At 41.7% G+C, this 13305-nt stretch carries 9 protein-coding genes and 1 CRISPR repeat array; of the genes, 8 read left to right on the forward strand and 1 reads right to left on the reverse strand.

Features of this window, described 5'->3' with window-relative positions:
• Positions 1–156 precede the first annotated feature (156 nt).
• Positions 157–1237: direct repeats of the CRISPR family, unit length 36 nt; unit sequence GTTTCCATTCAATTAATTTCTCTAGCGAGTAGAGAG.
• A 320-nt stretch (positions 1238–1557) separates the two neighbouring features.
• From EWV60_RS04080 to EWV60_RS04115, 8 genes are all read left to right on the forward strand, one after another.
• The gene (locus EWV60_RS04080; protein WP_287231138.1) at positions 1558–2811 is read left to right on the forward strand and encodes a helix-turn-helix transcriptional regulator; all 1254 of its coding nucleotides are present in this window, start codon (positions 1558–1560) and stop codon (positions 2809–2811) included.
• Between the two features lie 118 nt (positions 2812–2929).
• Positions 2930–5941 carry a type III-B CRISPR-associated protein Cas10/Cmr2 gene (gene cas10, locus EWV60_RS04085; RefSeq protein WP_287231141.1) on the forward strand — a complete coding sequence of 1004 codons (3012 nt, stop codon included), beginning with the start codon at positions 2930–2932 and terminating at the stop codon, positions 5939–5941.
• Positions 5941–7065 (forward strand): type III-B CRISPR module-associated Cmr3 family protein, encoded by a 1125-nt coding sequence (locus tag EWV60_RS04090; RefSeq protein WP_287231144.1) that lies wholly within the window; start codon positions 5941–5943, stop codon positions 7063–7065. Before cas10 ends, EWV60_RS04090 begins: the two co-directional genes overlap by 1 nt.
• A gap of 6 nt (positions 7066–7071) precedes the next feature.
• A complete protein-coding gene (cmr4, locus tag EWV60_RS04095) occupies positions 7072–7851 on the forward strand; it encodes a type III-B CRISPR module RAMP protein Cmr4 (protein ID WP_002751432.1) in 780 nt (259 codons plus the stop codon).
• A gap of 9 nt (positions 7852–7860) precedes the next feature.
• Positions 7861–8424, forward strand: coding sequence for a Uma2 family endonuclease (locus EWV60_RS04100; RefSeq protein ID WP_287231147.1), 564 nt, complete (start codon positions 7861–7863; stop codon positions 8422–8424).
• A 20-nt stretch (positions 8425–8444) separates the two neighbouring features.
• Entirely contained in the window at positions 8445–8840 is a 396-nt protein-coding gene (locus EWV60_RS04105) for a hypothetical protein (RefSeq protein WP_287231149.1), read from the forward strand.
• A gap of 63 nt (positions 8841–8903) precedes the next feature.
• Complete coding sequence (gene cmr6, locus EWV60_RS04110) at positions 8904–10901, forward strand: type III-B CRISPR module RAMP protein Cmr6 (protein WP_287231151.1); 1998 nt, start codon at positions 8904–8906, stop codon at positions 10899–10901.
• A 4-nt stretch (positions 10902–10905) separates the two neighbouring features.
• Positions 10906–12354 carry a hypothetical protein gene (locus EWV60_RS04115; RefSeq protein WP_016515598.1) on the forward strand — a complete coding sequence of 483 codons (1449 nt, stop codon included), beginning with the start codon at positions 10906–10908 and terminating at the stop codon, positions 12352–12354.
• Positions 12355–12792: 438 nt separating this feature from the next.
• Here the strand turns inward: EWV60_RS04115 and EWV60_RS04120 are convergent, their stop codons facing one another.
• Positions 12793–13065: a lipopolysaccharide assembly protein LapA domain-containing protein gene (locus EWV60_RS04120; RefSeq protein ID WP_002751442.1), complete on the reverse strand. Its 273-nt coding sequence runs from the start codon at positions 13063–13065 to the stop codon at positions 12793–12795.
• Positions 13066–13305 lie beyond the last annotated feature (240 nt).

Consider the following 13305-nt stretch of genomic DNA (forward strand, 5'->3'; position numbering starts at 1 on the left):
CCTATTTGTGCCTTAAGTCCTTTCCTGTATGAATTTCAGCTACTTTTGAGCGTAGTTGCTCTCATCGAATTTTATTTTAAGTTAATTATTTGCATAACAATTCCCGAAGAGCCGAAAAACCAAACAGACTGGTAGCGAGTGGTTTTTCGATACTTTGTTTCCATTCAATTAATTTCTCTAGCGAGTAGAGAGGTATCCGTCAAATCTAACCCCGTCCCTATTATGTCGTTTCCATTCAATTAATTTCTCTAGCGAGTAGAGAGTCCTAAAATAATCTTTGCTTTTCCTGATTTTGAATTGTTTCCATTCAATTAATTTCTCTAGCGAGTAGAGAGCGGAACAAAGCATCAAAGAAGAAATCGCTGTTTTTAAGTTTCCATTCAATTAATTTCTCTAGCGAGTAGAGAGTTGGAGTGCCACGCACAGTTTACGATGAGTGTTGCAATTCGGGTTTCCATTCAATTAATTTCTCTAGCGAGTAGAGAGTTGGAAATTGAAGCGCTATTATTGCGGGTAGAAGAACGTTTCCATTCAATTAATTTCTCTAGCGAGTAGAGAGTTTAGATAAGCAAGTAACCAAGGCGATCGAACTGGAATTAGTTTCCATTCAATTAATTTCTCTAGCGAGTAGAGAGCTTATGATTGTATTTGTGGCTAATTTTATTCCTTTGTTTCCATTCAATTAATTTCTCTAGCGAGTAGAGAGATCTATCACTCCTCAGCAAGTTGGTAAACTACTTAAGAAAGGGTTTCCATTCAATTAATTTCTCTAGCGAGTAGAGAGACGATAAAATTGTAGGGAAATTTAAAACTCAAAAAGCGTTTCCATTCAATTAATTTCTCTAGCGAGTAGAGAGATTTTATTTAGAGAGCCGAAAGGATGCACGGCTTAATGTTTCCATTCAATTAATTTCTCTAGCGAGTAGAGAGATTAAGCTGATTTGCTCTCAATTTGAGGGGATTTACTTGTTTCCATTCAATTAATTTCTCTAGCGAGTAGAGAGACGAAATAAATGCTTGTGTAGCTGGCTTAGTAAATAGAGAGTTTCCATTCAATTAATTTCTCTAGCGAGTAGAGAGACAAGGTAGCACTAAACTACAAGGCTTTAGCACTAATAAGATGGTCGAGGTTTCCATTCAATTAATTTCTCTAGCGAGTAGAGAGCTAATAAATACTACGATGATCTTAATTATGTCTCTTGTTTCCATTCAATTAATTTCTCTAGCGAGTAGAGAGAGCCGGTAGGCAAACGTCCGAACAGGATTGGGGTTCGGAAGCCAGTTGCGACGGATAAGTTAATTATAGCTAGATACGGTCGCACCGTCAACCCCATAAACCACAAAACCCTTATCCTGTGGTAGATCGAGGGATTTTACCGGAAACCGAGGTTATCTGCTCCCACCCCTATCCGTCGCTAGTCGATGATACCCTAAAAAGCCAATAATTTAACCCCTCGATCGAGCGGCTGATTTTTCCAGTCCTGATCGGATTTTCTAGCCCTCGGAGTGAAGTAAATTTATATTGGCTTTCCCCTTGACTGAACCGATTGCATCTGTATGACTCAGCACCCCAAATCCCCTAGGGAAAGAACACTGCGTGAACGAGATAGTCGCGAGTTCCAGCGACTTATGCTCCTGATCGCCACCCTCGTCCGACACCCCGGAGTCGGTTATCAAACCCTCGATCCCTCGGAAAATTACCATTCGGGGAAAGATCACAACGCATTAACAGAAGTACAGGAACGGGTGAGAGAACTCGCCGCCACCCTCGCCCTCGGTTGGCCCGCGGAATATCCCTCCATTGCCACCCTGAGAAAAGACATAACGACCCTACGGGATTACAAAATTCTCGATCGCCACATCTATCGCTGGGGGTATTATCTCGGCACCGGCGTTATGAGTCCCGACGAACTTAAAATCGCCTTTGATGCACTCCGCTCCCGGGCCCTCTATCAGGGTGATCCGAGAATCCGTCAGGTCTATCACCAACTCGATCGCCGTCTTCAAGGGTTTACACTCGGCTCCCGGGCTGACTTTCTCTATCCCGTCTGGGAACAACTCGATCGACCGATCAACTATACCGATCCCGAAGAGATGATGGAACGGGGAAAATATCGCCAAACTTTATACGAGAAAATCGACACCCTAGAACAGGCCATTGTCCGGGGAGAGGTAATCGAGATCGCCCGACCGATCGATCCCTATCAAAAGAAATTTACCGGGCTTTTCCCGATCTATCCCCTCCAGTTAATTTACCGTGACATTGGTTGGTATCTCCTCTACGAAACCTATCCCGATGGCTGTCTGGCCATCGGCCGCCTCAATCGTTTCGCCGGTCATTGTCGAATCCTCCCAGAACCCTCTCGCTCCCTCGAAGAACAGCGCCACAGCCTCAATAATGCCCACAAACTGATTAAAAATGGCTGGGGCTTGAATTTGGGGGATTTAGCAGCGCAAAAATTGGAATTAGCGGCACAATTAACCCTAATTACCGTTAAAGTTCGCTTTTTTCATCCTGTGAGTTACTTTATCCGGGAGGGAGAAGCACGTCACCCCCGGCAGCAGTTGACAAATCCCCAGATCGACCCGCAGACGAAAATCCTTAACTCGATCGATTACCACATCGCTCTCCCGTCCCGTTCCCTGGAAGAATTTCTCTGGTGGGTACAGCGCTATCTCGAACAGGCCCAGATTCTCTCTCCCCCAGAAATGGCGGAAAAACACCGGCGATCGGCGCAAATGTTGGTCGATCGATATTCTCCCCCAACAGACGATAATCATAGTAAAAAATTCATACCACCAGAAACTTAGACGGGATAAGCTTTTGAAGCTTTTTAGAAAAAATCTTCAAAATATCGTGTTATCTCTAGAGGTTCCTAAGGCATATTGATATACTGAGAACATCGGTCAGCAAGGAGTTGAGGCGTTTATGGCTCTAGGATACTGGCAAGCGAAAATCTGGGGATTACTACACGATCCCGTCTTCAAGGCCCTACATAGCAACTCAGGACGCGGTGATAATAGTTTCTGGAGAGATTTAGAAGTAATGAAGTTGTGGGGAAAACATAACCCCGAAGAATCGACTAAAAAAATTCTCAAACAAATCAAACTAGCTGACTATATCACCTCAGCCAGCGATCGATCGGCGATCGGTAGTTTAACCCAATTCGTTAACTACGATCGAGAAACAGGTCTAGAATTGCGTCACCTCCTCTCCGGAGAACCCTTAGATCTCAAATTAGCCGACACAACCCATAAGAAAATCGCTTCTAACCGCACAGATTACTTAAAAGAACAGGAAAACCAACTATTTAACCAAATTCCCGCCAGATTACGCACAGGAATCTCAGAAAACGAAGCTAAAGAACTATTTTGGTGGTTATGGCGCTGTCTTCCCCAAGCGGCGACGAAATTACTCGATGACGAAAATCTGCTTTTAATGCCCGCCGAAACCAGAATACCGGACGGATCGATCTGGAGTCATGCCAGTTTAACGGCAGCCATCGCCGGGTCCCTAGCGGGATATGATCTCACCTCCGAGGATGTGGTCAATAAATGGCCGACAGGAAAACAATTATCCCACGCTTATCTCGTTAGTTTCACCTTTTCCCCTGTGCAAGAACTAATCAAAGCCAGCCGCAAAATGCGCGATTTTTGGGCAGGTTCTTGGATTCTGCACTATCTATCTGCTCAAGTCTGCTGGCAACTGGCCCAACAATACGGTCCCGATAGTTTGATCTATCCCTCTCTCTACGCACAACCCTTAATCGATCGATGGTTACTAGAGAAATATCCCGATTTTAAACCCTGGATCGACCCACCGAGCGATCGACAATTACTAACCGCCGGATTTCCCAACATTATTATCCTCGTCTTGCCCAAAGATAAGGTGGCAGCGGCCATGCAAACCGCTAAATCTAGTTTATTAAAAGAATGGAAAGAAATTAGTCGGCAAGTTTTCGAGGAATTGGGAGAACGTCACTGGATGCCCAAATTAAAAGAAAATAGTCATACCTGGGACAGTTGGTTAAATGCCCAATGGCAAACCTATTATGTGGGGGTCCCCATCGGTAGAGAAGACCAACTCCTCACCAGTAGCGAAATTTACCAAGAAAACGAAAATAGTGCCGAAAATCAAGCCGAAGACCCAGAAAAAGCGCAAAGCTGGCGAGACAAACAAAACGAACTTTATAATCTAAGTGGCGACAAGGCTTTATTCTTAACAAAAGAGCAGGAATTTCTGCAAAAAGCTGGAAAACTACGCCTTGAGAAATGGAAAAAACATCCCTTTAGTTCTAATGTTGGTTCTTGGTGGAGTAGTGCTTTCGATCAAAACCGTTCGGCCCTTGCTGCTGTCAAAAATGCCCGCGATTGGCAGATTCCCACCGCTTTCGGCCCCCGTTCCACCATTTCTGGACTTGGCCCCGTCGTCCATCCCGATAGTAACAACGATTGGATTAGCGAAAAAGCAAGCAAAGAATATTGGCAACGAAATGCCGGATTATTCGATGGGATCGAACAACTCAACGCCACGGAAACCGTTAAACGCGGATTACACCTAATCCTGCCAAAACTCTTAAAAAATAGCGACCAAAAGCGTCTAGATGCCGCTTATCCCGATTTAACCGTGGGAGTCGCCGGTTATCTCAAAACAGGCGGTGATCTCGACCATTTTCATCGAGTTTGTCGCACCATCTCGCGTAGGTTAAGAGAAGACGGGAAAAAGATTCCCCCGGCACTTACCCAACCCTGGGGAATCCCCTACATTGACGATCACATCGAACCAGAATATAAACGTTATCACCCTCGATTTCTCAATGCGGGATGGTTAGTAGAAGAACTAGAGATTACCGATGAAGAAATGGCTAATTATCGCCATCAATTAAGCCAATTAATTGACCAAAACTATCCCCACAATAACCCGGCTGATTGGTATGTTATCGCCAGAGGAGACGGTGACGGAATGGGGGAATGGTTAAAAGGCCAAGAAATGAAACCCTATCGAGAATATATCGCTAAGTCACTTCATCAATACGCCGATCATCCCCCGACCGAAACCGATACCCTAGAAAAAGAAGTACAAAAAGCTTTTGGCGATTTTGTCACCCTCAATAAACGCATGGGACCATCTACCCATAGCGCCCTCAGTCGCGCCCTTTTAGACTTCTCTAATCAACTCGTTCCCTACCTCACCGAACAACGTTATGCGGGACGCTTAATCTATGGTGGCGGTGATGATGTTCTCGCCTATACTAATCTCTGGGAATGGGATAAATGGTTATGGGATATCCGGCAATGTTTTAAGGGAAAAAAAGACCCCCATGGGGAATTTGATAACGCCGGTGACTATTGGCAATGGGAAGGCGAAAAACCTCCCGAAAATCTCTCCAAACGTCCCCTATTTACCATGGGAAAGCGAGCGACTATCAGTTTCGGTATTGTCATCGCTCATCATTCCGTACCCCTTGCTATCGCCCTAGAAAATCTCTGGGAGGCTGAGAAAAAAGCCAAGGAACACGCCTATAAAGACTTTGACGGCAAAAAAGTCAAAAAAGACGCTGTACAAGTGCGCGTTCTCTACGGCAACGGAAACATCCTAAAATCTACAGCTAAGTTTGATGTTTTTTATCAATGGCAACAACTTCTCGCCGGTAATTCCGATGCCAGTTTATTCGAGGCAGTGGCCGGCCTTTGGCAACAGCATCCTATACCAATGATAGAAGCGATCGAGGTTTGGGTCAAGGCGTTCTCTAGCCGTCGGGAAAATCTAACAACAGAGAACAGAGAAGCTTTTCAAAAAGACCTAAGCAACTTTCTCAAACATCTTTGGTTAACCACGGAAAATGATCCTAATGATCTTAACGAAGCCGTGCGTAGCTGGATGAAACTAGCGGCTTTTATGACTCGAAAAAGAGAGATTAAGATCGGAGGTTCCATTTAATGTATTGGTACACAATCACTCCCCTAGATGTTCTTCTCCTACGCGATGCCAAACCCTTTAGTCCAGGAGAAAGAGCCTGGGCCGGAAGTACATTTCCCCCCAACGGTCACACGATCGCCGGTGCTTTAAGTGCTTTACTAGATCGCTCTAAAAATAGTTATTTTAAAATCACCGGTCCATTCCTATCTTTTGCTGGAGATACTTTATATCTACCCCGTCCTTTAGGATTCGCCAATTCTGACCCATTAATTCCTATTTCTTGGAGTGATAATTTAACGATTTCAGAAAAGCATATATTTTGGGATCGATTGAAACCTGCCCCTTTAGCTAAGGCTAAACCTAACAAAAATTGCCAAAATCGAGAAAATGAAGCGGAAGAAGAGAAAGAAGGTAAATATCGTCAGTATCTACCTTTTAAAGTTATTCTCGATTATTTAAACACAGGAGCGATCGACCCTTGCCAATGGTTAGTAAAACACAAAGGAGAAGATAAACCCTGGCAAGAAGAAATTCGTTCCCATAATGCCATGAAACCGGGAAGTAAACAGGTAGAAGATGCCGATGGATACTTTGTGGAAAAAGCGATCCGAATGCTACCCGGTTGGAGTATAGCGATCGGAATCGATGTTAATATTCCCACTCCCACAACTTTGCGGTTAGGAGGAGAAGGACACCGAGTTATACTGGAAAAATGCGATAATTTAGGTCAACAATGGCAAGAGTTAAAACAAAAATCCGAGGAGAACTTTAAACAAATAAATAAAGCGATCGCTTATCTCGTTACCCCCGGTATTTTTGAACGCCGTCACGATAATAATCAAGCCATTTGTCGCTCTTGGCCCTGGGAATGGAAACTCGCCCATACTGTTAATAGTAATCAGAAACCGGGCAATCTAGTCAGTGTCGCAACCGATCGAGCTATTCCGATCAGTTGCCGCATTCAATCAAAAGAAAATACTAGCATTCCCGCCCCCCAAGTCTTCGCGGCCCCCGCCGGTAGTCAATACTATTTAAATCAACCCGATCGCCTATTTCAAGAGCAGCCCGATAGTCCCGAATATCACCAACGCTGGCGCAAATTAGGCTACTCAGAATTACTTTGGATCAACTATAAAGGAGAATAATTAATCATGAACTTAATCCACTTTTATCTACTTTCTCCCCTACATACCGGAGGAACCACTCAAGAGGGGAATCTAGTGGGTATTGCTCGTGAATCCCATACCACTTTACCCTATATTCCCTCCAGTACAATTCGCGGGAAAATCCGTTCTTTAGCTACCGAAGAAAACCTAAAATTTAAGTTATTCGGTAATGAAATCGATAAAGGTGCAGAAAACTTGGAACAGGGAGACATCTGGATAGGAGATGGTTCGATTCTCTGGTTGCCCGTCCCTTCCCTTAGTCACGGTGTCGTCTGGATCACTTCTCCTTTACTTCTTCGTCGTTGGACAAGATTAACTAATCCTAGTCTGACAATTCCCCCCGAATATAGCTGTAGTTTTAAAAAGGCCAACACCAACGTTTATCTCAAGGATGCCATTCTCAAGGTCGATGATCTAAAAGACTGGTCAAATTGGCCAAGTTTTATTCCCAAAAACTCTGTCAGCAGTGGCATTAATAAAGTCTTAGTATTACCCGATCAGCATTGCACGACTCTAATTCAAATGAGTTTATGGAGACAAGTTAAAATTAAATTAGATGAGCATAAATCCGTCGATGGAGGATTTCGTTATGAAGAAGCTATTCCCCCCGACACCTTAATGTATTTTCCTTGGGGTATTACCTCTCAAGCTAATGGAACCAGACAACAATCCCAAGCTGATTTTAAACAGTTATTAGCAGATAATGACATTCTACAAATCGGCGGACAGGAAAGTTTAGGACGTGGTTTTGTGCAACAATGGTAGAGGTAATTTATGACAGCTAATCTTGCCTTAGCTAAATGGTCAGTGGTCGATTATCATCGCATGATTGCGGCGGGAATTTTAATCGATCGGCGTGTAGAATTACTGAATGGAGATATTCTCGAAATGAGTCCAGAAGGCCCTTTATATAAAGACAGTGGAGAAGGATTAGCCAACTTTCTCCGTCAACGTCTCAAGGATAAAGCATGGGTAAGAGAAGTTGGACCCATTACCTTAGAAAACTCAGAACCTGAACCCGATATCGCTGTAGTTTTTCCCCCTCGTTCTCGCTATCGAGATCATCATCCCTATGCTGATGAAATTTTTTGGTTAATCGAAATTTCCGACTCAACTCTCAGTAAAGACTTAACCGAAAAAAAACACATCTATGCCCAAGCTGGTATTGCAGAATATTGGGTAGTTGCCATCAAAAATCGAGAGATTTATGTTTTCCGTCAACCGATAAATTCTGATTATCAATATCAAGAAAAATTTAGTACAGGAACCTTATCTGCTGCTGCATTTCCCGATATTGTTATCTCTCTTGATGCCCTTTGGTCAGGTAATATTTTTTAACTTTTGGAGCCAAAATAACCATGACATTCGACCCTAGAACGATTAGCAATCCCGTATTCACTGCCTTGCAAAAATTGTCCTCAGATACTGCTGATGATAGTCGCCGCAAAGAACAAAAAAATCAAGCTATTGAACTTTATACCTATCTTTCTACTTGGGGAATGATGCGACTAAAAGCCGAAGAAACTGCTATTAGTAAAGACAAAGAAGGTAAGCGAGAAGTTGTTAAAATATACTTTGAGTGTCTTGAAGAAATCTCGAACAACCGGAATATAGCCAACCCACAAGGATTAGACACATTAAAAAAACTTTCCACTGATGAGTATCTAGGACTAACGGGTTTAGGCTTGGAAATCGCCCAAGAATTTAGCTTCTGGGCTAATGCCATCTATTCCGATGTGGAAAGTGGGGACTAACTCAGGTAAATTGTCACCACAGTTTTTATAATTCATTGAACTAGAAAGGAAATTATAATTATTATGTCCCATAGCCCCTTACAACGTCCTAATCGCCCTCAAAAACCCACCCTAAAAAATCAAGCTATAAAACCCACAAATAACAACCAACCCTCCAGACAGCCTCCTAGGGGTGGCGGCGGCAATAATAACGGCGGTGGCGGCAATAACAATCCTCCTCCACCCTCACCGTGGTTAGACCCCGAAAACGAACCTCAACCCGACCAATCAGCCAGTTTTGTCGAATATCTCCGTTGGATGCGTGCTGCCGACTATCCACACAAAGATGCGACTAAAACCCAAATTCTGCAAACAGCCCAAGAAAATGCTAACTATACTCAGCGTCTTGAGCAACTCAATCAACGTACCCAACTGTTAGCGAAAGACGGAATCGCTTTTCAAGTCAAATCCACTTGGCGTATTCGTGTCGGTGGTCATCGCGGACCGGAAAGTATTCTTTTACCTGCCTTTGATCCCCTCGGAATGCCCTATATTCCATCCAGTACATTGCGCGGTGTTGCCAGAAACCAAGCCATCCGAGAAATCATGGCGGAAAATAATCTGGAATGGAAAGACGCGGAAAAAGAAATCGCCCCCTATTTCGGTGATATAAACGCCAAAGAGGAAAAAAATAAAACGGGTAAAGTTGTCTTTTTCGATGCCTATCCTTTACCTTCTAAGAACGGGGGGTTAGAAATGGACATGGCTAATAATATTTGGTCATGGAAAGATGATTCTATAGAATATTCTCCTAACCCTAATCCTTTTTTCTCTCTCAAAGAACCAACTTTTTTAATTGGTTTACGTTTACGTCTAGCGAGTAACTGTCAAGATGAAAAGATACTTGAAAAGGTAAAACAATGGCTGAAAAAAGGTTTACAGCTTGGCATAGGTTCACAAGTCAATACAGGTTATGGACAATTGATCTTATCTGGAAAAAGCCCAAGATTAGAATCGGAATTTTATCGATTGGATTTTGAGCTAGAAGGTCAATTAATTCATGGTTATCAACGATTTACCCAATGGAATGAGCGACGCAATGAATGGCAAATGCGGAGCGCACCCGTTGCAGAAGTTCGTCCGACAGCCTTTAAATCGATGATGCGATACTGGTTTCGTGTTTTTGCATCTGGAGTTTTACCTATTAACAAAGTTCAAGAGATTGAAGCTAAATTAATTGGAGGTATTAATCCTAAAAAATACGGTGTTCAAGAGATTGAATCTGAATTATTTGGCGGTATTAATCCTAAAAAATACGGTTATCTACAAGTGAATATTCTTGAGGGTAAAGTTACCCAAAAAGAACCTCGAACCAATCCTCAGGGTAAAAATGATCCCTGTGGTGAACAACGGGGAACTTTAGTCTTATCTTTGTCTTCCGAAACTCCAAAAGATAAACAAGAAGCTGTCAAAAAATTAGCTAAATATTTGACTTGGTTTTTAGCTAATATGGGTGGTATTGGTCAAGGTGCGAGAAGACCTAATTATTCTCGCAAAAGTCGTGAAAGCGCCCCATGGTTTCGTGGTTCTACATTTTATATTGACAGTGAAGAAGATTTTTGGGCAATGCCCAATAATGTGCAGGGGTTTAAACAACAATTTCAGCAAAGATTGCGAGATTTTTATAAATCTTTAAATCAAGTTACTGGCACTAATATAAACTCTAATAATTTAAGGATAGCTGGTCAAGTTTCTCAAAGTAATTGGATTGATGCGGCCGATAGTAATTGTCAAATTTTTGTCTGTGCAGGAAATGAACAAAGAGGTAAACCCCATGCTTTAGCAATTCTTCACAGTGATACTTTGAAAATTACCGGTAAAAATGGTCAAAGAGAATATGATGGTAATCTCTGTGGTAAAGTCAGTGGTGGAGCTAAACCATCTCCCGTGTGGATTGCTGATTTAGGAGATTACCAGATAGTTACTGTATTCGGTGCTAATCTGAATCCCCGTCAAGAGTTTATCAAACAATTAAGAAGTAATACAAGTCCTCAAAATTTTGCTCAAATATTCCCTTTATAATCTCATGAAATCAATTTTAGTTGCAACGATCGGAACCAGAGATTTAATGTTTCAAGTCACCACTGGTGACTGGTATAATATTGGCGATGATCGCATGAAAGGTGATATTCTCGGAGAACAGATAGAAGTAGTGTCTGATTTAGCTCTGACCGAAAAATCATCTTTTCGAGAAATATCCCAATACCTTTGGGAAAACATTGAATATTATGGCGATCAAGTAAAACCAGTCATTCTGGGTAAACTTTTGGAAGATAAAATCAATGATCTCGAAAAAGTTTATTTAGTAGTAACTGATCAAAATGAAACAGTAAAAGAAAGAGAAAAAGATACTCTTTACTCAGGAGAATTAATTAAGTATTGGCTAAATAAATTAAATTCTGATTTGGTAGTAAATATTCTCTATATAGGTAGAAATGATGAAAACCCTTCTAACTTCGAGAAAATGTTCCGTTGGTGGCAACAAGTATGGAAAGAAAATATAGAACCTCAACCCGATCAACCCATTTTATTGTGCTTAAAAGGTGGGGTGGGGCAAGCTTCAGAAGCGTCGAGAATTTCGGGATTGAGTCTTTATGGAAACGATATTAAATTCTATGAATTTATTCCCACTCCTCATGACAATCAAAAGGGCATTTCTTCAGATTACACAGGGCCTTTTTTAGGGACTAACTATCTTTGGGATCGCACTCGACAACAAGCCCTACAATTATTAGAACGCTATGATTATGCTGGTCTTCAGAACTTAGTTAAACCTTACTATGAACAAAATAAACAAAAATGGAAAGAAACTTATGCTCTAATTAAATCTGGAGTAAGCTGGAATCAAGGACAATTTGAAGATTTTTTTCAATCCGCTTCTTTTAGTTTCAATAATCAACAAAAAGAGCAGCATCAACAATATTGGTGGATGGCCTATGAACAAGCTTATACCGCAGTAGTTAGACTAAAACAAAAAAATACAACCGAGGCTATGCTTCATAGTTTCCGAGCGGTAGAAGGCTTAATTTATGAGTGTTTAAAACATGAATTTAAAGACTATATGGTTAATTCTGAATATACTTATTCATCTTTAAAATCTTCGGTCTTAACTAAGTATCCTGATTTGAGCATATTGTTTGTTAATGGGACAAATAAAACTGACATATTATTAGACAGTCGCAATCAACAACGAGTAATTGAGTTGTCTATTAATGTCGATCTAAAAGCTTGGGGTTCTGAAGAATTGCGTAATCATAGAAATCGATTATCTCATAAATTAGGTGGCATTAGTGAGGGAGAATTATATCAAGCTTGGGGAAAAGATACTTACAATCAAAAAGACTGGGAAAAGCGAATTTTAAATTGTCTCAATCTAATCACAGAAAATAAATTTAATTATTTATGGCAAGGAAGTTTATTTGCTTCTATTCATGAGAGAGTCAGAACGGCTATCAAAAATTATAATGTTGTTTAAAGTACAAAATGCAATTAGCTCCTACAATATACACCCGGGATGCTGCCGATAAATGGCTCTCTTGTTCTTGGTGTGATCAGTTTAACTTATATAAGACCGATCGATCTTTGTGTCCTTTGTGTCTTTGTGGTTCGTTCCAGTCGCTCGCTGGCAAGACTGTATCTTAGAACACATTTTACCCACCAAACCCTAAGAGAACCGATAAATTAGCCAGTCAAAAGACTATTTAGGGTGTGCTGAATAAATCTAAAAACCTTGTTGGATAAGAATTTTAGACTTTTTTCCCATCAAAAAGTGCCAGACCTTGGGGTGATCGGGGGGGAAATTTAGGCACTTTTTCCCTGAAAATTAGGTAATTGACCCCCTGAAAATCGGTAAAACCCTACACCCCACACCCCACACCCTACCCCCAGGAAAAACTTTTTCAGCAGACCCTATTTAAAAATCAAACTCGTCTAACCCCGATTCTGGGGGAGAAAAGCGACTGCGAGGAGATTTTTTCGACTTTCTGAAAAAAGCGGGAATAACTGCGGCCATAAAAAATCCCATTCCCAAAGAAAAAGCCAATAAAATGCCGATGGGTACTTTAATTGACTCAAATTGTAGAAACTTTAAAGAAACTGGTTGGATATTTTGGATAGCAAAAACTGCCATGGTCATAATCCAACCACCGACAATAGCACTAGCTAAAAAATTAGTGATTGTATTCATGTTTGTCCTCGCTAGGTTTGTAGGAGATTTTTTAACCTTTTGTAGGCTAAGTAGGTAGGCTTGAAAAATTATCAGATGCCCCCCTTATTAAGGGGGGACTAAGGGGGGATCGTCACCCCCCTTATTAAGGGGGATCCCCCCGCCTTCGGCTTCCCCCCTTATCAAGGGGGGCTAGGGGGGATCGAACCTAAAATCCATTTTTAATTTAATTATAACCAGCTACTTAATTTGGGAGTTATA

Origin of the sequence: Microcystis sp. Msp_OC_L_20101000_S702, assembly GCF_007095705.1 — a bacterium.
GTDB lineage: Bacteria > Cyanobacteriota > Cyanobacteriia > Cyanobacteriales > Microcystaceae > Microcystis > Microcystis ichthyoblabe_A.

Bases quoted from the DNA above. Each gene is read 5' to 3' on its own strand.
- EWV60_RS04100 (WP_287231147.1), top strand. From the start codon at position 7,861: ATGACAGCTAATCTTGCCTTAGCTAAATGGTCAGTGGTCGATTATCAT.
- EWV60_RS04080 (WP_287231138.1), top strand. From the start codon at position 1,558: ATGACTCAGCACCCCAAATCCCCTAGGGAAAGAACACTGCGTGAACGA.
- EWV60_RS04090 (WP_287231144.1), top strand. From the start codon at position 5,941: ATGTATTGGTACACAATCACTCCCCTAGATGTTCTTCTCCTACGCGAT.
- cmr4 (WP_002751432.1), top strand. From the start codon at position 7,072: ATGAACTTAATCCACTTTTATCTACTTTCTCCCCTACATACCGGAGGA.
- EWV60_RS04115 (WP_016515598.1), top strand. From the start codon at position 10,906: ATGAAATCAATTTTAGTTGCAACGATCGGAACCAGAGATTTAATGTTT.
- cas10 (WP_287231141.1), top strand. From the start codon at position 2,930: ATGGCTCTAGGATACTGGCAAGCGAAAATCTGGGGATTACTACACGAT.
- cmr6 (WP_287231151.1), top strand. From the start codon at position 8,904: ATGTCCCATAGCCCCTTACAACGTCCTAATCGCCCTCAAAAACCCACC.
- EWV60_RS04120 (WP_002751442.1), bottom strand. From the start codon at position 13,065: ATGAATACAATCACTAATTTTTTAGCTAGTGCTATTGTCGGTGGTTGG.
- EWV60_RS04105 (WP_287231149.1), top strand. From the start codon at position 8,445: ATGACATTCGACCCTAGAACGATTAGCAATCCCGTATTCACTGCCTTG.